Source organism: Micromonospora sp. NBC_01392 (assembly GCF_045040125.1).
GTDB lineage: Bacteria > Actinomycetota > Actinomycetes > Mycobacteriales > Micromonosporaceae > Micromonospora.
On the sequence record NZ_CP109549.1, the window covers coordinates 3,764,655 to 3,786,839 of the forward strand.

The 22,185-nt window shown below is 73.0% G+C and carries 22 protein-coding genes; 10 read left to right on the forward strand and 12 right to left on the reverse strand.

The features are described from left to right. The first annotated feature begins 79 nt into the window (after positions 1-79). Both OG767_RS16220 and OG767_RS16225 read left to right on the forward strand, forming a co-directional pair. Positions 80-1,513: a Tat pathway signal protein gene (locus tag OG767_RS16220; protein WP_405089309.1), complete on the forward strand. Its 1,434-nt coding sequence runs from the start codon at positions 80-82 to the stop codon at positions 1,511-1,513. A 77-nt stretch (positions 1,514-1,590) separates the two neighbouring features. Further along, on the forward strand, positions 1,591-2,013 hold the full coding sequence (locus OG767_RS16225) for a hypothetical protein (RefSeq protein ID WP_405089310.1): 423 nt from the start codon (positions 1,591-1,593) through the stop codon (positions 2,011-2,013). A gap of 81 nt (positions 2,014-2,094) precedes the next feature. On the opposite strand, the gene OG767_RS16230 is transcribed toward OG767_RS16225, so the two are convergent. Then, the gene (locus OG767_RS16230; protein WP_405089311.1) at positions 2,095-2,511 is read right to left on the reverse strand and encodes an ASCH domain-containing protein; all 417 of its coding nucleotides are present in this window, start codon (positions 2,509-2,511) and stop codon (positions 2,095-2,097) included. A 63-nt stretch (positions 2,512-2,574) separates the two neighbouring features. Then, complete coding sequence (locus OG767_RS16235) at positions 2,575-3,456, reverse strand: alpha/beta hydrolase family protein (protein ID WP_405089312.1); 882 nt, start codon at positions 3,454-3,456, stop codon at positions 2,575-2,577. 111 nt (positions 3,457-3,567) lie between these two features. Between OG767_RS16235 and OG767_RS16240 the strand changes: the two genes are divergently transcribed. After that, positions 3,568-4,095, forward strand: coding sequence for a GNAT family N-acetyltransferase (locus tag OG767_RS16240; RefSeq protein ID WP_405089313.1), 528 nt, complete (start codon positions 3,568-3,570; stop codon positions 4,093-4,095). A gap of 1 nt (position 4,096) precedes the next feature. Here the strand turns inward: OG767_RS16240 and OG767_RS16245 are convergent, their stop codons facing one another. After that, on the reverse strand, positions 4,097-4,510 hold the full coding sequence (locus OG767_RS16245) for an MmcQ/YjbR family DNA-binding protein (RefSeq protein ID WP_405089314.1): 414 nt from the start codon (positions 4,508-4,510) through the stop codon (positions 4,097-4,099). A 163-nt stretch (positions 4,511-4,673) separates the two neighbouring features. Here OG767_RS16245 and OG767_RS16250 point away from each other — a divergent pair, with 163 nt between their 5' ends. From OG767_RS16250 to manD, 4 genes are read left to right on the forward strand one after another with little or no spacing between them, the layout of a single operon-like run. Continuing rightward, complete coding sequence (locus OG767_RS16250; RefSeq protein WP_405089315.1) at positions 4,674-5,789, forward strand: WD40/YVTN/BNR-like repeat-containing protein; 1,116 nt, start codon at positions 4,674-4,676, stop codon at positions 5,787-5,789. Beyond that, positions 5,786-6,082 (forward strand): MoaD/ThiS family protein, encoded by a 297-nt coding sequence (locus OG767_RS16255; protein ID WP_405089316.1) that lies wholly within the window; start codon positions 5,786-5,788, stop codon positions 6,080-6,082. Before OG767_RS16250 ends, OG767_RS16255 begins: the two co-directional genes overlap by 4 nt. A 48-nt stretch (positions 6,083-6,130) precedes the next feature. Then, positions 6,131-8,080: a beta-propeller domain-containing protein gene (locus tag OG767_RS16260; protein ID WP_405089317.1), complete on the forward strand. Its 1,950-nt coding sequence runs from the start codon at positions 6,131-6,133 to the stop codon at positions 8,078-8,080. Between the two features lie 57 nt (positions 8,081-8,137). Then, positions 8,138-9,346 (forward strand): D-mannonate dehydratase ManD, encoded by a 1,209-nt coding sequence (manD, locus tag OG767_RS16265; RefSeq protein WP_405089318.1) that lies wholly within the window; start codon positions 8,138-8,140, stop codon positions 9,344-9,346. 10 nt (positions 9,347-9,356) lie between these two features. Here manD and OG767_RS16270 read toward each other — a convergent pair whose 3' ends face one another. Genes OG767_RS16270 through OG767_RS16295 form a run of 6 tightly spaced genes read right to left on the reverse strand, consistent with a single transcriptional unit; the run spans position 9,357 to position 17,243 of the window. Continuing rightward, on the reverse strand, positions 9,357-11,474 hold the full coding sequence (locus OG767_RS16270) for an alpha-glucuronidase (RefSeq protein ID WP_405089319.1): 2,118 nt from the start codon (positions 11,472-11,474) through the stop codon (positions 9,357-9,359). Further along, positions 11,471-12,154 carry a hypothetical protein gene (locus OG767_RS16275; RefSeq protein ID WP_405089320.1) on the reverse strand — a complete coding sequence of 228 codons (684 nt, stop codon included), beginning with the start codon at positions 12,152-12,154 and terminating at the stop codon, positions 11,471-11,473. The genes OG767_RS16270 and OG767_RS16275 overlap by 4 nt, the downstream gene beginning before the upstream one ends. Continuing rightward, on the reverse strand, positions 12,151-13,695 hold the full coding sequence (locus tag OG767_RS16280; RefSeq protein ID WP_405089321.1) for a GH39 family glycosyl hydrolase: 1,545 nt from the start codon (positions 13,693-13,695) through the stop codon (positions 12,151-12,153). Before OG767_RS16280 ends, OG767_RS16275 begins: the two co-directional genes overlap by 4 nt. Positions 13,696-13,701: 6 nt before the next feature. Beyond that, a complete protein-coding gene (locus OG767_RS16285; RefSeq protein ID WP_405089322.1) occupies positions 13,702-15,345 on the reverse strand; it encodes an extracellular solute-binding protein in 1,644 nt (547 codons plus the stop codon). Positions 15,346-15,372: 27 nt separating this feature from the next. Further along, a complete protein-coding gene (locus OG767_RS16290; RefSeq protein ID WP_405089323.1) occupies positions 15,373-16,257 on the reverse strand; it encodes a carbohydrate ABC transporter permease in 885 nt (294 codons plus the stop codon). Beyond that, complete coding sequence (locus tag OG767_RS16295; RefSeq protein ID WP_405089324.1) at positions 16,254-17,243, reverse strand: ABC transporter permease; 990 nt, start codon at positions 17,241-17,243, stop codon at positions 16,254-16,256. The genes OG767_RS16290 and OG767_RS16295 overlap by 4 nt, the downstream gene beginning before the upstream one ends. 119 nt (positions 17,244-17,362) lie before the next feature. On the opposite strand from OG767_RS16295, the gene OG767_RS16300 reads away from it, so the two are divergent. Then, the gene (locus OG767_RS16300; protein ID WP_405089325.1) at positions 17,363-18,373 is read left to right on the forward strand and encodes an acetylxylan esterase; all 1,011 of its coding nucleotides are present in this window, start codon (positions 17,363-17,365) and stop codon (positions 18,371-18,373) included. A gap of 77 nt (positions 18,374-18,450) precedes the next feature. Here OG767_RS16300 and OG767_RS16305 read toward each other — a convergent pair whose 3' ends face one another. Next, the gene (locus OG767_RS16305) at positions 18,451-19,542 is read right to left on the reverse strand and encodes a cellulose binding domain-containing protein (protein WP_405089326.1); all 1,092 of its coding nucleotides are present in this window, start codon (positions 19,540-19,542) and stop codon (positions 18,451-18,453) included. Positions 19,543-19,839: 297 nt separating this feature from the next. Here OG767_RS16305 and OG767_RS16310 point away from each other — a divergent pair, with 297 nt between their 5' ends. Continuing rightward, positions 19,840-20,172, forward strand: a complete 333-nt coding sequence (locus tag OG767_RS16310) for a YciI family protein (protein WP_405089327.1) — start codon at positions 19,840-19,842, stop codon at positions 20,170-20,172. Here OG767_RS16310 and OG767_RS16315 read toward each other — a convergent pair. Further along, a complete protein-coding gene (locus OG767_RS16315) occupies positions 20,169-20,528 on the reverse strand; it encodes a hypothetical protein (RefSeq protein WP_405089328.1) in 360 nt (119 codons plus the stop codon). The two genes, OG767_RS16310 and OG767_RS16315, sit on opposite strands and share 4 nt — an antisense overlap. Before the next feature lie 146 nt (positions 20,529-20,674). On the opposite strand from OG767_RS16315, the gene OG767_RS16320 reads away from it, so the two are divergent. After that, positions 20,675-20,944 (forward strand): GlsB/YeaQ/YmgE family stress response membrane protein, encoded by a 270-nt coding sequence (locus OG767_RS16320; protein WP_405089329.1) that lies wholly within the window; start codon positions 20,675-20,677, stop codon positions 20,942-20,944. A gap of 65 nt (positions 20,945-21,009) precedes the next feature. On the opposite strand, the gene OG767_RS16325 is transcribed toward OG767_RS16320, so the two are convergent. After that, positions 21,010-22,185 carry an SGNH/GDSL hydrolase family protein gene (locus tag OG767_RS16325; protein WP_405089330.1) on the reverse strand — a complete coding sequence of 392 codons (1,176 nt, stop codon included), beginning with the start codon at positions 22,183-22,185 and terminating at the stop codon, positions 21,010-21,012.

Below are 22,185 nucleotides of genomic sequence, written 5' to 3' on the forward strand. Positions count from 1 at the left end.
TCTGTGTCGTAGGTTCCACCTACAGTGAACGGGCTGCGCTGATGGTCGGTAGCCCGACCGGCCACCGGGCATGTGGAACGTGTGGAACACCGACATGGTGGGAGGCCAGCGAATGGCGCGGTCACCGAAGCAGCGCAACGAGAAACTACGAGCGGCGATCAGGGAGTGCCAGTGGTCCTACGACGCCTGCGCCGCTGCGGTGCGTGCCGTCGCGCGTGAGGACGGTCAGCCTCTGTTCTCCTGCGACCGATCCCACGTCGGGCACTGGGTTGCCGGCGTGAAGCCCAGTGGCAGCAGTGCCCGATATCTGGCCGAGGCGATCTCCCGCCGGCTCGGCCGAGTGGTCCGACCAACCTGTCTCGAACTGCTCAAGAGCGGTAGCCTTGAGTCCGAGGTGGGCGGCCTGGACTGGCGCGGACATGCGCCGGTCATCGATCTTCTCACGGTCGGGAGGGCCGACGTGGAGCGACGAGCGTTCGGGCGCACCGCGCTCTACTCATTGGCGGCGTTGGCTGTCCCCCTCGACTCCTGGCAGGAGATCGCGGACCGTGGGCGACGGGCGCAGGGCGGAGGCATCGCCGTGGGTCGCGGTGAGATCGACGCCGTACGGGACATGCTGACCGTGTTCAGCACGGCGGACGAGCGGTTCGGGGGAGGGCATGCGCGCCTCGCCGTGGTGCAATACCTCCTTTCCGACGTGGCTGACTATCTCCGCGGTGGCTTCTCCTCCGACGGCGACCGTCGGGCCATGTTCAGCGCTGCTGCCGAGTTGACCTACCTGGCCGGCTGGAAGGCTTTCGACACGTCACTTCACGGGCTCGCCCAGCGCTACTACGTGCAGTCGCTGCGCCTGGCGAATGAGGCGGACGATCGGGCGCTCGCCAGTTTCACCCTGCGGGCGATGGCACATCAGGCCGTCGACCTCGGCCACGCACAGGAAGCCCTGCAACTGGCCAACTCGTCCCTGGAATGGTCGAAGGGCCGGGCAACGCCGGCGGCAACGGCGCTCTTCACGATCCTCACCGCGCGAGGGCACGGCGCGACGGGCGACAAGGTCCGCACGTCAGCGGCGATCACCGCAGCCGAGGCATCGCTCGCGGCCGCCTCACCCGACGACGAGCCGGCATGGATCAGGACCAGCGGATTCACCGAGACATCCCTCGCCAGCCAGGCCGGCCAGGCCCTCCGGGATCTCGGCGATCTCCCGGCGGCCGAAGCCCAACTGAGCCGGTCGATCGCCACCCGGAACACCACGGCGTACCGGCGCACCCACGCACTCACCCTGGCCAACCTCGCCGACGTGCAATGCGCCCGGGGTCGGCTACGGGAGGCGACCGAGAACTGGCAGCACACCCTGGACGCGATGACCGGCGTCCGATCCGGTCGAGCCTGCACCGCCGTGACGAACATCCGAACCCGCCTCAGCAGCTTCGGGCCCCGCCTTCCCGCGTACGCGAGGAAGCTCGATCAGCGGGCTGCCGCGTTCCTCCGCGCCGAGGCCCCCGCCCACTGACGTACGGCGCTGCCGCGAGGCAGCCTGCACCGGGTCGATGCCCCCGACATCCGAGGGCCACCGGTTAAAGTGCACCCATGTCCGTCGATGCCCTGACCGGCCGTCCCCCGCTGGCGCGCACCGTCGCGGTGGCGCAGGTGGCGCTGGTTGTCGCGTTCCTCACCGTCGCCGCGCTCTGGCTGGGCCGGATGGTGTCGGCCGACGCGGGCCCGGCCGAGCTGCGCACCGGCGCGTACGACCCGAAGGATCTGGTGCCGTTCGGCATGCACGGTTGGAACCCGTTCATGTGGCTCTACGGCCTCACCGCACTGCTCTATCTCGCCGGGTTGGCCAGCCCGCTGTTGGCCGGCTACGGCGTGGTGCTGCTGGCCCGGGACCGGCGGTCGCTGCCGCGCGGGCTGCGGGCGCTGCTGCTGGCCGGCGTGGTGGCCGGCGTCGTGGTGACCGTGCTGCGCTTCACGCCGGTCGGGGCGGACATGCAGGCGTGGTGGCTCGACTGAGCGGCGCCGGCGCGACGACAACTGCACCCGGAGCGGGCTCAGCGCGACGACGACCGCACCCGGAGCGAATCGCGCGCGTCGTCACAGCGTCTCGACGAGGCGGAAGCGCTCCAGCACGGCGGGCGTGTCGTCGTCGATCGTGAACGTGGGATCGCCGAGCCACCCCCGGTAGTCGTCGCCGTGCCAGTAGTCCTCGTGGCCGGCGCGCCAGGCGGCGACCGACGTGTAGCCCTCGCCCTCGTCCCGGGCGTGGTCGAGGTCCACGTCGCCGATCCGGGCGACGCGGACCTCGACCAGCTCGATCACGGCCACCGGTCGGCCGGCGGAGTCGATCACCGCGAACCGACTGCCGACGGTCGGCAGCGGCACGCCCTCGATCTCGTTGTCCTGGAGTAGCCCGGTGGTGCTGGTCTTGGTGCCGTTCAGCACGGCGGCGACCAGTTGGTCACGCAGCGGGCCGGGGAAGGCGAACTCGTACGGGGGCAGCTCGGCGGTCATGGCCCGCAGCGTAGCCGCGTCGCGGGTCGGCGGCGACGCGGTTTCGGCGCAGGCCCGACGGGGTCAGGCCGGGTCGGCCGGGAGCCGCCGGTCGAGCCAGTCGAGCAGCGCGGCCTCGTAGCGCGGGCTGACGGCGGCCAGCTCGTCGCGCCCGTCGAGGGTGGGCGCGTGGTCGCAACCGGGCAGCCGGGTCACGGTCAGGTCGGCGTGGCGGGCCGCCCGTCGCCACACCGCGATGCTCTCCTCGATCGGCACCCACCCGTCGGTCTCGCCGTAGCAGAGCAGCACCGGGCCGGTCAGCCGGGCGAACACCGGCGCCGGGTCGAAATCCATGTCGGCCCAGGTGCCCGGCCGCTCCGACAGCTCGCGGGGGAGGAACGCCAGCGGGAACCAGGGCCGCGACAGCGCGGCCGTCAGCGCCGCCTGCGCGGTCGGCCGGGGCACGTCGCCGCGTTGGAACCCCTCGGCGACCTCGCGCAACCGGGTCAGCTCGGCCACGTCGGCCGGCCCGTAGCCGTGCCGGCGGAGCTGTTCGGCGGTGCCGTAGCGCATCTGCACGGCCGGGCTGACCCCGCTGCACCCGACCAGGATCAGGAGGTCGACGGGGTGCGCGGCGGCGGTGACCGCCGCCGCCCAGGCCCCCTGGCTGAAGCCCCACAGCCCGACCGGCGCCGGGCCGACGTGCCGGCGCAGCACGGTCACCGCGGCGGCGGCGTCCTCGGCCTGGTCGGCGAGCGGCACGTCACGGCCGTCCACCCGGGGGCGGCGGTCGTAGCGCAGCACCGCGACGCCGGCCGGCGGCAGCAGCCGGGCGAGGTGCCGGTAGAGGAAGTGGGACCGCTGGTCGGCGTGCGAGCCGTGCAGCACCACCAACCCGCCCCGGACCGGGCCGGCCGGCAGGTCGAGCGTCGCCGGCCGGCCCGACGCGCCGATGGTCGTCTCCACGCCGGCAGTCAACCACGCCGCGCCGGTCCCGGCCGTCCCGTGCCGCCGGGTGCGTCGCGCACCCGCCTGCGTACGCTGGCGGGGTACGCCGCGCCGACCGTGGAGAGCACGATGACCAGCACCACGACCCGTACCGCAGGACCCGCCGACGTGCCCGCCCTGGTCGACCTGATCGAGTCGGCCTACCGGGGAGACCGGGCCCGGGCCGGGTGGACCCACGAGGCGGACCTGCTCGACGGCCAGCGCACCGACCCGGAGATGGTGGCCGCGGCGGTGACCGGCCCGTCCGGCGTGGTGCTGCTGGCGGAGCGGGACGGCGCGCCGGTCGCCTGCTGCCAGCTGGAGCGCCGGGACGACCACGCGTACTTCGGCATGTTCGCGGTCGCGCCCGGGCACCAGGGCGGCGGGTTGGGTCGGGAGCTGCTGGCCGAGGCCGAGCGGTACGCCCGGGAGCGCTGGCACGCCGGTGAGCTGCGGATGACCGTGATCGTGCAGCGCGACGACCTGATCGCCTGGTACGAGCGGCGCGGCTACACCCGTAGCGGCGAGTTGAGCCCGTTCCCCTACGGCGACGAGCGCTTCGGTGTGCCGCGTCGCCCGGACCTGGCGTTCGAGACGCTGCGCAAGAAGCTCGGCTGACTCAGCCCGGCGGCCGGTCCACGCGGGCGGCCAGCTTCCTCGGCGCCCGCAGGCAGTAGCTCTCGGTGAGCAGTTCGGCGACCTCGGTCCAGTCCGTCGTGTCGTCGAGCGTCATCCCGACCACGTCGGCGCCCCAGCCCGGCGCGAAGAACGGCGGACCGGCGGCGAGCAGCCCGGCGATCTCGTCGCCGGGCGCGCGGAACGTCAGCACGCAGAGCGGCTCGTCGGTCGCGGTGGCCCGCGCGACGGCGGCCGGGTGGTCGGGGCCGACGGTGTACGCGTGGGCGAACGTGCGGGTGCGGATCCGCCAGCGCAGGCCCACCCAGGCGGGCTCCTCGCGGGTCTCCGGCAGGCCGAGGCAGACCGGTCGCAGGCGGTCGAGGTGGTCGGGTGGGACGTCTCCGGGGGCGGTCACGCGCGCAGGTTAACCACCCCCACCGACAACCCGGACGGCCGGCGCGGCGTCCTTGCCGCCGCCGGTGGGGCCGTCGATTGTCGTAGGCGGGGAGTAGAACACCGATGAGTCTCGACGCGATCCGTGGTCATAGCTGCTGCACCTGCGGACAAAGGATGAGGATATGAGCATAGTTCGAGTGCTTGTCGGCACGCGCAAGGGCGCGTTCCTGCTGACGTCGGACGAGCGGCGCCGCGACTGGACGGTCGACGGCCCGCACTTCGGCGGCTGGGAGATCTACCATCTGACCGGCTCCCCGGTCGCTCCGGACCGGCTCTACGCGTCCCAGTCCGGCGGCTGGTTCGGGCAGCTCATCCAGCGCTCGGACGACGGCGGCCGGAGCTGGAACCCGGTCGGCAACGACTTCGCCTACGCCGGGGACGTCGGCGAGCACCTCTGGTATGACGGCACGCCCAGGCCGTGGGAGTTCAAGCGGATCTGGCATCTCGAACCGTCCCGTCACGACCCCGACACGGTGTACGCGGGCGCGGAGGACGCCGCGCTCTACGTCTCCACCGACGGCGGCGAGAAGTGGACCGAGCTGACCGCGCTGCGCCAGCACCCGAGCGGTCCCGGCTGGCAGCCCGGCGCGGGCGGGATGTGCCTGCACACGATCATCCTGGACCCGGTCCACCGGGACCGGATCTACGTGGCGATCTCGGCGGCGGGGGCGTTCCGCAGCGACGACGGCGGCGCGAGCTGGCTGCCGATCAACAAGGGGCTGCGGTCGGCGGAGATCCCCGACCAGGATTCGGAGACCGGCCACTGCGTGCACCGGCTGGCCCAGCATCCGTCCCGCCCCGACACCCTGTTCATGCAGAAGCACTGGGACGTGATGCGCACCGACGACGCCGGTGGGAGCTGGCGCGAGGTCAGCGGCAACCTGCCGTCGGATTTCGGCTTCCCGATCGCGGTGCACGCGCACGAGCCCGAGACGATCTACGTGGTGCCGATCACCAGCGACTCGCTGCACTACCCGCCGGACGGCCGGCTTCGGGTCTACCGCAGCCGCACCGGCGGCGAGCACTGGGAGCCGCTGACCGAGGGCCTGCCGCAGTCGCACTGCTACGTCAACGTGCTGCGGGACGCGATGGCGGTCGACACGCTCGACGAGTGCGGGATCTACTTCGGCACCTCCGGCGGGCAGGTCTACCACTCGGCGGACGCCGGCGACAGTTGGGCGCCGATCGTGCGCGACCTGCCGCCGGTGCTCTCCGTCGAGGTGCAGGTGCTGCCGTGATCCGGGTCGTGCTGCCGGCCCACCTGAAGAACCTGGCGCACGTCAGCGGCGAGGTGCGCGTCGAGGTGGCCGGCCCGCCCACGCAGCGCGAGGTGCTCGACGCGCTGGAGGCCGCGTACCCGATGCTGCGGGGCACGATCCGCGACCGGCACAGCGGCGCGCGCCGCCCGTTCGTCCGCTTCTACGCCTGCGAACGGGACCTGTCCCACGAGCCGCCGGACGCGCCGCTGCCCGAGGAGGTGGTCGTCGGCAAGGAGCCGTTCATCGTGCTCGGCGCGATGGCCGGGGGCTGAGTCGCCGCGTCCGGGAACCGGGTCCGGGGTGGCCACGTCTGAGGGTCCATGACTGGTGGCAGATCCCGAACCGTCGGCTGGATGACTGTCGTCGCGCTGACCCTCGCCGGCTGCACCGCCGCACCGTCGGCCGCGCCGCCGCCCCGGGACCGGGGCGGGTCGGCCGGCGGGCTGCGGTTGGTCGCGTTCGACTCCTGCGAGCAGGCGTTGCGGCAGCTCCGGGCCGCGACGCGGGCGGCGGTCGGTCCGTGGGGCGTCGGACCGGACGGGGACGCCGTGCCGCTTGCCGCCGCCGAGCGGGGCGACGGACCGGCCGCCGCGAAGGACGCGGCGAGCGCGCCCACGGCCGGTTTCTCCGGCACCACCGTGCACGAGGCCGGCGTGGACGAGCCGGACCTGGTCAAGACCGACGGCCGGCGGATCGTCACGGTGACCCGGGGCGTGCTGTCCGTGGTGGATCCGGCGAGCCGCCGGCTGACCGGCCGGCTGGCGATCGACCCGACGGTGGGGGAGCGGTTCGGCGGAGGTGACATCAGTCTGCTGCTGCACGGCGACCGGGCGCTGGTGCTGCTCCCGGCCCGGTGGGTGGTCAAGTCCGCCGCGCCGAAGGGGCGGCTCGCCCCGGACGGGCCGCAGTCCCGGCTGGTCCTGGTCGACCTCGCCGGGACGCCGCGGATCCTCGGTGACTACCGGATCGACGGCAGCATGGTCGACGCGCGGCAGGTCGGGGCGAGCGCCCGGGTGGTGGTCCGCTCCACGCCCCGGCTGGCCTTCCCCGCGCCGGGCCGGGGCAGCGACGCGCAGCGGACGGCCGCCAACCGCGCCGTCGTCGACCGGGCCACGATCGACGACTGGCTGCCCCGGTACGAGGTTCGGGAGGCCGGCCGCACCGCCACCGGGCGGGTGGACTGCGACCGGGTGAGCCGGCCGGCCGGCTTCTCCGGCACCGCGATGGTGACCGTGCTCAGCTTCGATCTCGGCGCGTCCACGCTCGGCACCGGTGACCCGGTGACCGTCGCGGCCGACGGCGACACGGTCTACAGCAGCGGTCCTCGGCTCTATCTCACCAACGATCAGCGCCGGCGGGTGTCGGCGGCGTCGCCGGGCGGGGCGGACGGCGGCACCGAGATCTACCAGTTCGACCTGACGGGGCGCACCCCGCGTCACGTCGCGTCCGGCTCGGTGCCGGGCTGGCTGATCAACCAGTACGCGTTGTCCGAGTGGAACGGCCACCTGAGGGTGGCCACCACCACCGGGGACCGGTGGGGCCGCGGGGATCGCTCCACCTCCGGCGTCTACGTGCTGCGGCCCGACGGTCCGACGCTCACCCGGGTCGGCCAGGTCACCGGGCTGGGTCGGGGCGAGCGGATCTTCGCGGTACGGTTCCTCGGCCCCACCGGCTACGCGGTGACGTTCCGGCAGACCGACCCGCTGTACGCGGTGGACCTGCGGAACCCGGTCGCGCCCCGGGTGACCGGCGAGCTGAAGATCAACGGGTACTCGTCGTACCTGCATCCGGCCGGGGACGGCCGGTTGCTCGGGGTCGGGCAGGAGGCGACCGACCGGGGGCAGGTCCTGGGCACCCAGGTGTCGCTGTTCGACGTCGCCGACCCGGCCCGGCCGACCCGGATCGCCCGGCACCACGTCGCGCAGGGCTGGTCCGACGCGGAGGCCGACCCGCACGCGTTCCTCTACTGGGCGCCGGAGCGCCTGGTGGTGCTGCCGGTGAACCGGCCGGGCGTGGTCACCGACCGGGCCGGCGGGGAGGCCGGCCGGGCCGCGCCGGCCACCGGGATGCTGGCGCTGCGGGTCGGCGACGACGGGTTCACGGTGGCCGGCACGATCGACCATCCGCCGTCGCTGGGCGACGGTGCGGAGTGGACGCCGGTCCGCCGGTCGCTGGTGGTCGACGGGGTGCTCTGGACCGTCTCCGACACCGGCCTGAAGGCGACCGCCCCGACCACCATGCGGACGGTGGCCTGGGTGCCGACGACCTGACCCGCCCGGCGGGCCGGCGGCCCGCCGCGACCATGGATGTCTGTTAATGTCCTGATGATGAGGATCGTCGATGCTCGGGTCATCCTGACCTGCCCCGGCCGCAACTTCGTCACCCTCAAGGTGGTCACCGACGAGGGCGTCACCGGGGTCGGCGACGCCACCCTCAACGGTCGGGAGCTGGCCGTCGCGTCCTACCTGCGCGACCACGTGGTGCCGCTGCTGATCGGCCGCGACCCGGCCCGCATCGAGGACACCTGGCAGTACCTCTACCAGGGCTCGTACTGGCGACGCGGGCCGGTCACGATGAGCGCGATCGCGGCGGTGGACACCGCGCTCTGGGACATCAAGGGCAAGGTCGCCGGGCTGCCGGTCTACCAGTTGCTCGGCGGCCGGTCCCGCGACGGCGTGACCGTCTACGGCCACGCCAACGGCGAGAGCGTCGACGAGGTGCTGGCCGAGGTGGCCCGCTACGTCGACCTCGGCTACCGCGCCGTACGCGTGCAGTGCGGTGTGCCCGGCCTGCCCCGCACCTACGGCGTCAGCGCCGACAAGATGTTCTACGAGCCGGCCGACGCCGCGCTGCCCAGCGAGACCACCTGGTCCACCGAGGCGTACCTCGCCCACGTGCCGGGCGTGTTCGCCCGGGTCCGGGACGAGTTCGGCCCCACCCTGCGGCTGCTGCACGACGTGCACCACCGGCTCACCCCGATCGAGGCGGCCCGGCTCGGCCGCAGCCTGGAGCCGTACGCGCTGACCTGGATGGAGGATCCGGTCCCGGCCGACCTGCCGGAGGGCTTCCGGCTCATCCGCCAGCACACCACCACCCCGATCGCCGTCGGTGAGGTCTTCACCAGCATCTGGGACGCCGCCCAGCTCATCCGGGAACAGCTCATCGACTACGTCCGCGCCACGGTGGTGCACGCCGGCGGGCTCACCCACCTGCGGCGCATCTTCGACCTCGCGGCGCTGCACCACGTTCGCAGCGGCTCGCACGGGGCCACCGACCTGTCGCCGGTCTGCATGGCCGCCGCGCTCCACCTCGACCTCGCCATCCCGAACTTCGGCCTCCAGGAGTACATGCGGCACACCGAGGAGACCGACGAGGTCTTCCCGCACGGCTACCACTTCGCCGACGGATACCTGCACCCCGCCGAGACGCCCGGCCTCGGGGTGGACATCGACGAGGCGGCGGCGGCCCGGTTCCCGTACGCGCCGGCCTACCTGCCGGTGAACCGGCTGACCGACGGCACGGTGCACCCGTGGTGACCGCGCCGGGTCACCAGATGCGGCGACCGTACGCGTCCGGCACCCCGGACTTGCGGAAGAAGTAGGTGTTGATCTGGTCCCGCCACTGGATGGCGCTGCGGACCTGCTCGTCGAGGCGCTCGGCCACCCGTTCGTGCACCGCCGGTTCGATCAGGCCGGCGAGCCGACGCCACCGCTCGCGCATCGCCTCCACCTGCTCGACGCCGGCGAAGTGCGTGTCGTAGATGTGCTGGATCACCGTACGGCCGCTGTGCAGCACGTGGTCGTAGGGGACGTGGTGGAAGAAGAGCAGCAGCTCGTCCGGGCACCGCTCGCGTGACTCGTACACCTCCGACCAGGGCGCCGGGTACTGGCCGGTGAACCCGGTCCCGGTCGCCCGGGTGCGGTCCACCCCGACACCGTCGCGGTCGGCGAAGTGGTAGGTGCCCCAGGCGGTGTACTCGTAGCCGTCCACGTCGGGCCCGTAGTGGTGTCCGGGCCGCACCATGAAACCGACGCCCAGCGGCGCGGTGTACCGCTCGTAGCCGCGCCAGGAGTCGTCCATGATCTCGTGCAGCGTCCGCCGTAGCAGGTCCGGGTCGGGCGTCGTGCCCGGCGGCCACGTCAACCCGATCCACTCGTCGAGCACCGCCCCGGGCTCCAGACGGGGGTCCCAGGCGAGCCGGCCGACGGCGTACAGGTTGGCCTGGGCCAGCGGATGCCCGGTCCAGAACGGGTCGTCCCCGGTGCTGGCCACCGCGGCCAGTCCGCCACCGCGTGCGCCGGCCACCACGTCGGCGACCGTGCCGGCGTCGCCCCGGGGCGCGAACCGCAGCACCTCGCTCCAGCAGGGGCCGAGCCAGCAGACGTGCCGCTGCTGGCCGGTGTACTCCTGCGTCACCTGCACCTCGACCGCCATCCGGGTGGCCGGCATGGCCAGCAGCAGCGGCGACACCGGCTCGCGGACCTGGAAGTCCACCGGGCCGAACTTCACCTGGACGATCACGTTGTCGGCGAAGCGCCCGTCCAGCGGGGTGAAGTGGTCGTACGCGGCCCGGGCCCGGTCCGTCGACCGGTCCCGCCAGTCCTGGTGGTGGTTGTAGACGAACGCCCGCCAGTGCACCACGCCGCCGTGCGGCGCGAGCGCGGCGGCCAGCAGGTTCGCCCCGTCGGCATGGTCGCGCCCGTAGGTGAACGGGCCGGGCCGGCCCTCCGAGTCGGCCTTCACCAGGAAGCCGCCGAAGTCCGGGATGCGCGCGTACACCCGCTCGGCGGCGGCGGCCCACCAGGCCCGCACCCGGTCGTCGTGGGGGTCGGCGGTGGGCAGGCCGCCGAGCACCACCGGGGCGGCGAACGTGACCGCCAGGTGCACCCGCACGCCGTACGGGCGCAGCACGTCCGCGATCTCCGCCACGTCGCCCAGCCGGTCGGTCAGCAGCCGCGCCTCGGTGTCGTGCACGTTGACGTTGTTCACCGCGATCGCGTTGATCCCGGCGGCGGCGAGCAGCCGCCCGTAGTCCCGGATCCGGGCCGTGTCCCGCCGCGCCGCGCCGTCGCGCCAGAAGATCGAGCCGCCGGCGTAGCCGCGCTCGACCTGACCCGACACCGGGTGCACGGCCACGTTGTCCCAGTGGTCGAGCATCCGGCGGGACAGCGCCGGGCGGTGCCGCCGCGCCGGACGGTCGACGTCGAACGCCGCCGCGCCCAGCCGGACCACGTGGAACAGCCCGTACAGCAGACCGGCCGGCGCGTCGGCCAGCACCACCGTCACGCCCGCCGACCGGGCGGTCAGGAACCCCTCGTCGCCGAGCGCGCCGTCGCCCCGGCCGTTGACCGCCGACGTGGCGGCGAGGCGGACCGCCTCGGCGGTCGCGTTCGCCAGCGGACCGGCGTCGCGCAGCGCGAGCACCAGGTCGGCGTCGACGTCCCAGGACGGGGAGCGCCACACCCGGCCGCCGTACCGGGCGCAGGCCCGCGTCACCTCGTCCAGCACGGTGTCCACCAGCGGGCCGGAACCGTGCACCAGGACGCCCCGGGTGCCGAGCGCCCGGAACGCCTCCGGCGGCAGCCAGGCGGCGTGCCAGGTGGTGGTGTCCACCGGCCGCGGCTCCGCGCCGCTCGCCGGGTCGTCCGTGGCAGCGGTACTCACGCGGTGAACTCCCTCCGGATCACGTCGATCATCGGGTCGCCGATCCGGAGCAGCGCCAGCACGCCGACCGCGCCCAGGAGCGCGAGCACCGCCTCGGAGAAGACGGCGGTGACGCCGGCGGCGGCGCCCAGCAGGACGATGTTGCCGACCGTGACGCCGGGCGTGCGGACCAGGAAGTACCCGGCCAGCCGGACCACGTCGCGGGTGCGGAACGCGAACAGCGAGACGATCACCAGGGCGTTGGTCCCGACCAGCGCGACGCCCGCCCCGACCAGCGCCAGCGGCACCGCCCACCAGGCCGGCACGGCCGCGGCCGGCAGGTGGGCCAGGTTCACCGCGATGAGCGTCAACCACGCCAGCGTCGGCACCCAGACCCGCAGCACGCCCGGCAGGTTGGCCCGGTAGGCGCGCCGGAACGCGGCGGCGGGCCGCAGGTCGGTCAGGTCCCGGCGCTGGTGGCGCAGGGCGTGCAGCGCGGCGGAGACGGCCGGCCCGACCGGCAGCAGGCAGACCGCGACCAGCGGCAGGTTGCTGGCGTCCCGGTCGAGCAGCACCAGCGCGACCAGCCCCGGCACGGTGGTGAGCAGGAGCAGCAGCTCCACGACGAGCAGGATGTGCACGGCCGCGGCGGCCCGCGACAGCGGCCCGTCGCCGAACTCCCGCCGGCCGGGCCCGCTCACCACGGCTCCGCCCCGGTCGGGGCCGGCTCACCGGTCGGGTCGAGCAGCCGCCCGTCGTCCCACGGCGGCGTCTCGTCCACCACCGGCGTCAGCTCGACAAGCGTCACCTCGTGCCGGGCGAGCGTGAGGTCGACGTCGGCCCGCCCGCCGGCGACCGGCAGGGCCCGGTGGCTGCGGGCCGGCTCGGCGGCCTCCCGCAGCGCGTCGAGCTGCCGGGGGTGGGGCGAGCGCGGGCTGCCCATCTCCCGCCAGGCCGCCCGGACGTTGCCGGCCTCCTCGTTCACCGACGAGCGGAGCTGGAACGCCGAGGTGGTGCCGGGCGGGCCGAGCGGGACCGACAGCGCCAGGGTGTGCCGCGCCGGCGCCGCCGCCCGGCCGGTGACGTCGACCGGCGCCCAGGCCAGCACCGCGACCCGACCGTCCGGGTGCCGGGTGACCAGGTGGTCCGGCCCGCGGGCGAGCACCTCGCCGCCGAGCCGCGCCATGAACGCGTACAGGTGGTAGGTGGGTTTCTTGAGCTGCCGGTGGGCGAGCAGGCCGAAACCGCCGTGCAACGGCGCGGTCGGCACACCCACCTCCTCGAACACGTCGCTGAACGTCCAGTAGGAGAACGAGTCGACCAGGTCCCCGCCGCCGGCCAGCACCGGCGCGAGATAGGCGGCGTGGAACGCGGTGTCGTGGACCGGGTTGTCCGGCCGGTAGGAGGAGTTGAACTCGGTGATGTGCACCGGCCGGTCCGCCAGCGCGGTCCCGGCCAGGTGGCGGCGCGGCGCGGCGAACTGCTCCAGCAGCTCCGCCGCCGGCGCCAGGGTCTGGTGGGTGCCGAACGGCACGTGCCGGGCCGGCCCGGAGGTGTACGCGTGGCGGCTGACGAAGTCGACGGGCACGTCGCGGGCGGCGACGAACTCGGCGAACGGCGCCAGCCACTCGTCCGCGCCGGGGGAGATGGCCGGGCCGCCGACCTGGAGCGAGGCGTCGACGTCCTTGACCGCGTGCGCCGACACCTCGTACAGGCGGTGGTAGGCGGTCTGGTCGGCGTCACGCCAGAAGTCGGGCAGGTTGGGTTCGTTCCACACCTCGATGGGCCAGCCGCGCACCTCGGCCAGGCCGTACCTGTCGACCAGGTGGGCCACCGTGGCGCGGACCAGGTCGCCCCACTCCGGATAGGAGCGGGGTGGCGTGACGTTGCCCCGCCACCAGAACACGGTCTGCTCCCCGGCGGCGAGCGCCGACGGCATGAAACCCAGCTCCACGAAGGGCCGGACGCCCCGCTCCAGGTAGGCGTCGACGACCTGGTCGACGTACGTGAACGCGTGCCGCACCCGGCGCTCGCCCCGGTACTCGTACGGCTGGTGCACGCCGACGCCGTCACTGAACAGCCCGTGCCCGCGGATGTGCCGGAACCCGATGTCGCGCTGCACGAGCGCCAGCGAGTCCTGGTGGTCCCGGCGCAGCGCCAGGTCGAACCGCCCGGTGCCCACGCAGGTGCGCCAGGCGTCGGTCAGCCGGCCGACGGGCCGGTCGGGGACGGTGCGGCGCATCGTCGGTCACCCGTGGTTCTTGCGGTACCGCTCGTACGCCTTGTTGACCAGATCGGTGTACGCCTGCGCGTTCTTGCCCTTCAGCTCGGTGACGTAGGCGTCCCATTCGCTCAACGGGCGCTGGCCCAGCGCGAACCGGAGCGTGTTCTGGGTGACGTAGTCCTTCAGCGCCGTCGCCCAGAGCGTGGTCTGCTCGCGCTCCTCGTCGGTCAGCGGCGCGGGCGGCGGCGTCACCCAGGGCGCCGGCTTGCGGCCGTTCATCTCCCGCTGGAACTCCATCTCCTCGGGGGAGAAGAACGACTGCACCAGGTCCAGCTTGCCGCCGTACGCGAAGACGCCGTTGGCGAAGCCGAAGTCCTTCTGGAGGTGCTTGGTGCCCTTGGGGTTGAGCCCGACGATGTCGACGTCGGGGGTGGGGGCGCGCCGGCCCGAGGCGTCCCGGGTGTACGTGGTGCCCTCGACGCCCCACTTGGCGAACTCCTGGCCGGCGTCGGAATACCAGAGCCAGTCGATGAACTGCATCATGGCCACGAAGTTCTTGCCCTCGCGGGCCTTGCTGGAGATCATCACGCCGTTCTCCAGCCGGCTCGCCGGGTTGACCGGGCCGGCCGGACCGATCGGGAACATGATCTTCTTCAGCCGGGCGTTCGGGTTGATCTTCGCGATGTCCGGGCGGTAGTCGTTGACCAGGGTCTGCGCGTTCGTGCTGATCACGAAGGACTTCCCGCTGGCGAGCTTCTGGCGGGCCTGGTCGTCGGTCTGGGTGAACGTCTCCGGGTCGAGCAGCCCCTCGGCGACCAGCTTGTGCAGGAACGTCACCACCTGCCGGTACTGCTCCGACGCGCCGGTGAAGACGTACTTCCCGGCGCCGGCGTCCCAGGCGGTGGCCTGGTAGTTCCAGCCGGCGCCCGGCAGCCCGTGCGACAGGGCGAGCATGTTCAGCAGGTTGCCGGCGGGGTTGGGCTTGCCGAACCGGTCGGAGAACGGATGGACGTCCGGGTGGGCCGCCTTCATCGCCTTGAGCATGGTGTACACCTCGTCCCAGGTGGTCGGCGACGGGATGCCCAGTTGCTCCAGGATGTCGGTGCGGACCGCGAGCGTGTACTCCTGCCAGGGCTTCTCGTGCAGGCCGGGCAGCAGATAGAACTTGCCGTCCTCCTGCCGGAGCGTGTCCATCTCCGGCTTGAGGTTCCACTTCGCCAGCTTCTCCGCGAAGTGCGGCATCAGGTCGAGGTAGTCGCTGACCGGCAGGATGGCGCCGGAGGAGACGTACGAGTTCTCCTGCGGGTGGTAGGTCTTCGGGATGATCAGCGGCGCGTCCCCGGAGGAGACGAGCACGCTGCGCTTCTGCTCGTAGTCACTGAGCGGCACGGCGACCGGGTCGAGCTTGACGTTGGTCCGCTTCGCCAGCTCCGACCAGAACAGCCACTCCGGCTTGAGCGGGTAGTTCGGGTGGTTGTTGTAGAGGATCGAGAACGTGACCGGCTCGGTGGCCCGGAACTGGTCGCCGACGCCGTACTTCTCCATCGCGCCGGTCCGGTTGCGGTCGAGGTCCTTCTTGTCGGGGCCGTCGTCACCGCATCCGGTGAGCGAGACGACGGCGGCCGCGCCGGTGGCGAGCAGCACCTGGCGGCGGGACAGCTGGACCATGGGTGTTCCCTTCGGTTGGCGGCACCGCTATCCCTTGACGGCGCCGAGCATGATTCCGGAGACGAAGTAGCGCTGGATGAAGGGGTAGACCGCGAGGATCGGCAGGACCGTCAGCACGATGGTCACGGACTGGATGGTCGCGGCGGCCTGCACGATGTCGTCGCCGCTGCCGAGCCCGCCGCCGGCCTGCGTGGCGTCGCTCGCGCCCACGATGAGGTTGCGCAGGTAGACCGTCACCGGGAGCAGGTCCTGCCGGTCCATGTAGAGGAACGCGGCGAACCACGAGTTCCAGAACGACACCGCGTAGAACAGCACCATCGTGGCCACCATCGCCTTGGACAGCGGCAGGACGATCCGCAGCAGCGTCCCGTACGTGCCCAGCCCGTCGACCGCGGCGGCCTCCTCCAGCTCGACCGGCAGGCTCTCGAAGAACGCCTTCATCACCAGCAGGTTGAACACGTTGATGGCGTTGGGCAGCGCGACGGCCCACACGGTGTTCTTCAGGCCCAGGCTGGTGACCAGCACGTAGTTGGGGATCAGGCCGCCGGTGAAGAACATGGTGAACACGGCGATCCCGACCAGCGCGGTCCGGCCCCGCAGGTGCTTCTTCGACAACACGTACGCGTAGCAGGTGGTCAGCACGACGGAGATGAGCGTGGCGACCACCGTGTAGACGACGGTGTTGCGGTAACTGATCCAGAACGCCGGGTCGGACGTCACCACCCGGTACGCGGTGAGGTTGAACCCGCGCGGAACGAGGTTGACCTGCCCGCTGACGATGGCGGCGTTGTCGCTGAGCGAGCGCGCCACGATGGTGAGGAACGGGTACACCGTCACCACCACCACGGCGGTGAGGACGACGGCGTTGACCGCCTGGAAGACGCGGTAGCCCCGCGTGGGGCGAGGGGTCACCACAGGCTCGTCCCCACCGCGCGCCGGGAGATCCCGTTCGCGGACAGCACCAGCGTCAAGCCGATCACGGCCTCGAACAGGCCGATCGCGGCGGCGTAGCTGAGGTTCCCGGAGACGATGCCCACCCGGTACAGATAGGTGGAGATGACGTCCGCCGTCGGATAGGTGAGCGGGTTGTAGAGCAGCAGGATCTTCTCGAAGCCGACCGCCATGAACGTGCCGATGTTCAGGATCAGCAACGTCATCATGGTCGGTCGGATCCCGGGCAGCGTGACGTGCCAGGTCTGTCGCCACCGGTTGGCGCCGTCGATCCGGGCCGCCTCGTAGAGGTCGCCGTCGATCGTGGTGAGCGCCGCGAGGTAGAGGATGGTGCCCCAGCCGACGGTCTGCCAGACCTCGGAGGAGACGTAGATCGACCGGAACCAGCCGGGCTCCTGGATGAACGGGACCGGTTGCCCACCGAACGCGCCGACCACCTGGTTGACCGTGCCGTCCACGGACAGCAACTGCATGACCATCGCGGCCACGATCACGATCGACAGGAAGTGGGGCAGGTAGGACACCGACTGGACGAACCGCCTGAGGAACCGGCTGCGCACCTCGTTGAGCAGCAGCGCGAGCACGATCGGCAGCGGGAAGCAGAACAGCAGCGTCAGCGCGCCCAGCACCAGCGTGTTGGTGAAGACGTCCCAGAACGTGGGGTCGGTGAAGAACAGCCGGAAGTAGCGCAGGCCGGTCCAGTACTCGCCGAACACGCTGCCACCGGGCCGGAAGCGCCGGAACGCGATCACGTTGCCCAGCATCGGCAGGTAGCGGAAGACCAGGAAGAACAGCAGCGGCAGGACGGCCAGCGAGTAGAGCTGCCAGTCCCGCCGCAGCGCCCGCCGCCAGGGCCGGCGGCGGCCGGCGCGGCGCCGGCGGTCCGGCTGCGGCGCGGTCGCGGGCCCCGTCGGGGCGAACCGCGCATCCGAGCGTACGGATGTCATTCGCGCCCTCCCACCGTGGCCGAAAATTCCGGTAATGGCCCGTAAGCTTTCCGGAAATTTATGGCCATCGCTTGATCGATGTCAAGGTGATCGATGTGCCCGTCATCCGTGGAGGATCCGTGCCCTTCTCCGACCTGCCACTCGACCAGCTCCGGCGGTACCGGCCGGCGGTCCCCGAGCCCGCCGACTTCGACAGGTTCTGGCGCGCCACGCTCGACCGGGCCGCCGCGACCCCGGTCCTCTGCGACGTCCGGCCCGAACCCACCGGCCTGCGACTGGTGGACACCTGGGACGTGACGTACGCCGGCTTCGACGGCGAACCGGTGCGGGCCTGGTACACCCGCCCCGCGGGCGTCGACGGGCCGCTGCCCGCCGTGGTGGAGTACGCCGGCTACGGCCGCGGGCGGGGCCTGCCGGGGGAACGGCTGACCTGGCCGGTGGCCGGGTACGCCCACCTGCTGATGGACAACCGGGGCCAGGGCGGCTGGTACGCCCGCGGCGACACTCCCGACCCGCACGGCGGCCCGGGCGGTCCGACCATCGCCACCCGGGGCATCCTGAACCCGGACGACTACTACTACCGTCGCCTGATCACCGACGCGGTCCGCGCGGTCGACGCCGTCCGCGCGCTGCCGGGCGTCGACGCGACGCGCGTCGTCGCGGCCGGGAACAGCCAGGGCGGCGGGCTCGCCCTGGCGGTCGCCGGCCTGGTCGACGACCTCGCCGCGGTGCTGGTCACCGCGCCGTTCGCGTGTCACATCCTGCGGGCCGTCCAGCTCACCGACGCCTCCCCGTACGGCGAGATCGCCCGGTACCTGGCCGTCGACCGTGAGGTCGAGGCGGCGGTCCGGCACACGCTCGCCCACGTCGACGGCGTCGCCTTCGCCCGCCGGGCCACCGCCCCGGCGCACTTCGGTATCGGCCTGCGGGACGACGTCTGCCCGCCGAGCACCGGCTTCGCCGCGTACAACCAGTACGGCGCCGCCGGCGGCCGGCCGGTGCCGCCACTGCGGGAGATGCACACCTACCCGTACAACGGCCACGAGGGCGGGGAGGCGGTCCACGTGCGGCGGCAGCGGAGCTGGCTGGAGGCGGTGCTCCGGCGTGCCGACGCGCCGGTGCGGACCTGACCGCCCGCCGTGCCCGGCGCGTCCGGCCGGTGCGGCCGGGCGCGTCGGGACGGCCGGTACGGTCCGTCGGCGGCCGATCAGCCGACCGAGCAGGGGGCGCCGTTCAGGCTGAAGGACGCCGGCTTGCCCGTGTTGCCGGAGTGGCTGGCCTGGAAGCCGATGTCGACGGAGGTGCTCGGGGCGATCGTGCCGTTGTAGGAGACGTTGCGCGCGGTCACCGCCCCGCTCGTCGGCGCGTACGAGGCGTTCCAGCCGCCGGTGATGGTCTGCCCGCCCGGCAGCGTGAACGCCAGCGCCCACCCGTTGACGGCCGCGCCGCCGGTGTTGGTGATCGTGACGCTGGCGGTGAGACCGTTGCTCCAGGCGTTGACCGTGTACGCCACCCGGCACCCGCCGGCCGGCGGCGGGGTGGTCGGCGGGGGAGTGGTGGGCGGCGGTGTGGTGGGCGGGGCAGTGGTCGGGGGCGTGCTGTCGCTGATGCTGCCCGGGACCGATCGCAGCGCGTTGTACCAGGCGGCGGCCATCTTGGCGTAGCCGCCGGCGTTGGGGTGCACGCCGTCGGCCAGGTCGCCGAGGGTCAGCGCGGCGTACATGTCCACCAGGTGCACGCGCCGCCCCGCGTCGGCCCGGCTCCTCACGATGCCGGGGATCGCCGCGTTGTACGCGCGGACCTGCGTGTCCGCGCCGGACTTGGGAACGATCGTGGCGACGAAGAGTTCGGTCGTGGGTGACGTCGACGTGATGCGGTCGACGAGCGTGGCCAGCCGGCCCGGGGCGCCGCTGGTGTCGCCGTACATGTCGTTGGTGCCGATGTGCAGCAGCACGGTGCGGGGGTTCGTCGCCCGCAGCCAGTTCACCACGTTGGCGTCGATCTGGGCGATGGTCCACCCGGAGTGCCCCTCGTGGTCGTGGTCACCCAGGCTGCTCGGGCCGTTGAACTGCGAGCCGACGAAGTCGATCCGGTAGTTGTCCGCCGCCAGCCGCCGCCACAGCTCCGTCCGGTAGCCGCCGGGCACGTTGAACCCGTCCGTGATGGAGTCGCCGAGCGGCATCACCCGGACGCCCCCGTTGGACTCGGCGCTCGCCGGGCCGGTGGCCATCGTCGCCGCGGCGGCCAGGGCCACCATCGCGGCGGCTGCCGCGCTCCACAGTCGAAATCTTCGGATCATCGGGTCCTCCGCGGGGGATCGGTCGGTGCGTGCGTCACCGCGGTCGCCGTGGCACGCGCGGTGACGGGACGGGAGTGCGGGCGCGGAGCGACCGACCGGGACCCGGACACCGGTGTCGTGCCGCACGGGGAGCGTGCCCTCCGCTCCCGCCGGCCCACGCTACTGAGCTTCCGATAACGATGTCAATCGATGGTGATAAATCGATTTCGACCCTCCCGGCCGGGCGCGGCGCGCCGTGGTGCGGCGCGGGCGTGGTAGGCAGGTCGAGGACCGCAACCGCGACGGAGGGCCCGCAGCATGCCGACGTTCATCACCATCGGGTACGGCGACCAGGACGGCTACGACCGCACCGACCCCGCGGTACGCGACGCCGCCCACGCGCACGACGAGCGGCTGCGGGCGGCCGGGGTCCGGATGGGTGTGGCCGGCCCGCCGGTGCAGGTGCGCAACCCCGACGGCGCGGGCGCCGAGGTGCGCGACGGGGCATTCCTGACCTCGGCGCTGCCGATCGGCGGCTTCGCGGTGATCGAGGCGGCGTCGATGGCGGAGGCGATCGAGCTGGCGTCGGGAACCCCGTGCGCGGTGGCCCACGGCGTCGTCGAGGTGTGGCCGCTGCGCGACACGCCCTAGCCGAGCCGGCGCAGCGCCGCGTCCACGGTGTCCTCCGGGGTGCTGTTGAACGCGATCGCCGCGCCTGGGGCGTGCCGGTGCACCAGGTTGACGACCTGCTCGAAGAGTTCCAGCAGCGGCTCGTGCTTGCGGAGGCCGCCCCCGACCACCACGCAGGCGTACGCCCGGCGGGTCAGTGCCGCCGCGATCTCTCGTTCGGCGTCCGGGTCCGGCGCGACCAGGCACAGGTCGGCCTCGATCCCGTGCTCGGCGAAGCGGGCGTGGCCGCGCGCGATCGCGGCGACCACCGGCGCCGGGTCCCAGCCCGGGATCCGGGCCGGGTCGAGTCCGATCACCAGCACCGGGCCGTGTGTCATGGCGTCCTCCTCGGTGTGCCGCGCCGTCCGGTCCAGCCCATCCCACCTCACCGGCGGCGGTCCGGTCAGCCCGCCACCCGGTTTCATTTTCCGTTGCCCCGGGCAATTGACCGGTCGACTCACACCCCTGAGGAAGGGCGGCCATCATGCACGTCGGCGGCATCATCTCCGGCATCATCATCGGTCTGATCATCGGCGCGCTGGGCCGTCTGGTCGTACCGGGCAAGCAGAACATCCCGATCTGGCTCACCCTGGTCATCGGCGTGGTCGCCGCGCTCCTCGGTACCGTCGTCGCGGGCGCGCTGGACGTGGCCGACACCAACGGCGTCGACTGGATCGAGCTGCTCATCCAGGTCGTCTTCGCCGCGATCGGCGTGGCGATCGTCGCCGGCACGTACGGCCGGCGACGGATCTGACCCGACCGCACCGCCGTCACCCGGGCCGGGTCGGGACGCCGCGAGCGTCCCGACCGGCCGGCGTGTCAGGAGCCGCCCGCGCCGAACGGGCCGCCCGCGCCGAACGCCAGCGCGGCGAACCGTTCGCCGATGCGGCGGTCCGCGACCGGGTCGGGGTGCAGCTCGTCGGGCAGCGGCAGCTCGGCGTAGTCCGCCTCGCCGTAGAGCTCCAGCCCGTCCAGGTAGTGCAGGTTCGGGTCGTCGGCGGCCCGGGCGGCCACGATCCGGGCCAGTTCGGCGCGGATCACCCGCAACGTGAGCTTCCCGGCGGCCTGCTCGGCCGGGTCGCCGGTGGCGACGAACCGCAGCGTGCCGGTGCTGAGGTCGGCCGCGCCCGGGCCGGGCGTGTCCTCCTGGATCGGGCACAGGATCGACGAGACGACAAGCAACGGGGTGTCCGGGTGCCCGTCGCGCAGCGTGTCGAGGAAGCCGTGCACCGCCGGGGTGAACGCGCGTAACCGCATCACGTCGCTGTTCACCAGGTTGATGCCGATCTTCACGCTGATCAGGTCCGCCGGGGTGTCCCGCATCGCCCGCGCGGTGAACGGGTCGAGCAGCGCGCTGCCGCTGAACCCGAGGTTGACCAGCTCCACGCCGGCGAGCCCGGCGGCGATCGCCGGCCAGGTGGCGGTGGGGCTCTCGGCGTCCGAGCCGTGGCTGATCGAGCTGCCGTGGTGCAGCCACACCCGCCGCCCCCGGTCGCCGACCGGCTCGACCGGCGCGTCGGTGCGCAGCGCCACCAGCTCGGTGATCTCCCGCTGCGGCAGCCAGATCTCCACCTCCTTGTCGCCGACGGGCAGGTCGGCGAAGCGGACCGCGGCGACCGGTCCGGGATCGGTGGTCACGGCGCCGGTGGTCAGGTCGATGGTGAGCACCTTGCCGCCGTCGGCGGTGGCCTGCCCGGCCAGCCGCCCGTCGACGAGCAGGTCGTAGCGGCCGTCCGGGCGCGGCGGGGCGCCCCGGTAGACCATCTTGGTGGGCAGCACGTCCAGCTCGACGACGGTGGCGCGGGTGCGGAACACCAGGCGTACGCCGGACGGCATCGTCTCCGCCATCGTCACCTGCGGGTCGGTGTTCTGGGCCCGGGCGCGGGCCGGCAGCCGGTGCGGCAGCACGCCGTGCGCGGTGCGTTCCAGGTCCAGCGCGCCGCGCAGCAGGTCGGCGGTGATCGGCGTGGTGATCGAGGGGGGCGGCAGGGTCAT

Bases quoted from the DNA above. Each gene is read 5' to 3' on its own strand.
- OG767_RS16225 (WP_405089310.1), top strand. From the start codon at position 1,591: ATGTCCGTCGATGCCCTGACCGGCCGTCCCCCGCTGGCGCGCACCGTC.
- OG767_RS16230 (WP_405089311.1), bottom strand. From the start codon at position 2,511: ATGACCGCCGAGCTGCCCCCGTACGAGTTCGCCTTCCCCGGCCCGCTG.
- OG767_RS16240 (WP_405089313.1), top strand. From the start codon at position 3,568: ATGACCAGCACCACGACCCGTACCGCAGGACCCGCCGACGTGCCCGCC.
- OG767_RS16250 (WP_405089315.1), top strand. From the start codon at position 4,674: ATGAGCATAGTTCGAGTGCTTGTCGGCACGCGCAAGGGCGCGTTCCTG.
- OG767_RS16260 (WP_405089317.1), top strand. From the start codon at position 6,131: ATGACTGGTGGCAGATCCCGAACCGTCGGCTGGATGACTGTCGTCGCG.
- manD (WP_405089318.1), top strand. From the start codon at position 8,138: ATGAGGATCGTCGATGCTCGGGTCATCCTGACCTGCCCCGGCCGCAAC.
- OG767_RS16280 (WP_405089321.1), bottom strand. From the start codon at position 13,695: ATGCGCCGCACCGTCCCCGACCGGCCCGTCGGCCGGCTGACCGACGCC.
- OG767_RS16285 (WP_405089322.1), bottom strand. From the start codon at position 15,345: ATGGTCCAGCTGTCCCGCCGCCAGGTGCTGCTCGCCACCGGCGCGGCC.
- OG767_RS16295 (WP_405089324.1), bottom strand. From the start codon at position 17,243: ATGACATCCGTACGCTCGGATGCGCGGTTCGCCCCGACGGGGCCCGCG.
- OG767_RS16305 (WP_405089326.1), bottom strand. From the start codon at position 19,542: ATGATCCGAAGATTTCGACTGTGGAGCGCGGCAGCCGCCGCGATGGTG.
- OG767_RS16310 (WP_405089327.1), top strand. From the start codon at position 19,840: ATGCCGACGTTCATCACCATCGGGTACGGCGACCAGGACGGCTACGAC.
- OG767_RS16315 (WP_405089328.1), bottom strand. From the start codon at position 20,528: ATGACACACGGCCCGGTGCTGGTGATCGGACTCGACCCGGCCCGGATC.
- OG767_RS16320 (WP_405089329.1), top strand. From the start codon at position 20,675: ATGCACGTCGGCGGCATCATCTCCGGCATCATCATCGGTCTGATCATC.
- OG767_RS16325 (WP_405089330.1), bottom strand. From the start codon at position 22,185: ATGACCCTGCCGCCCCCCTCGATCACCACGCCGATCACCGCCGACCTG.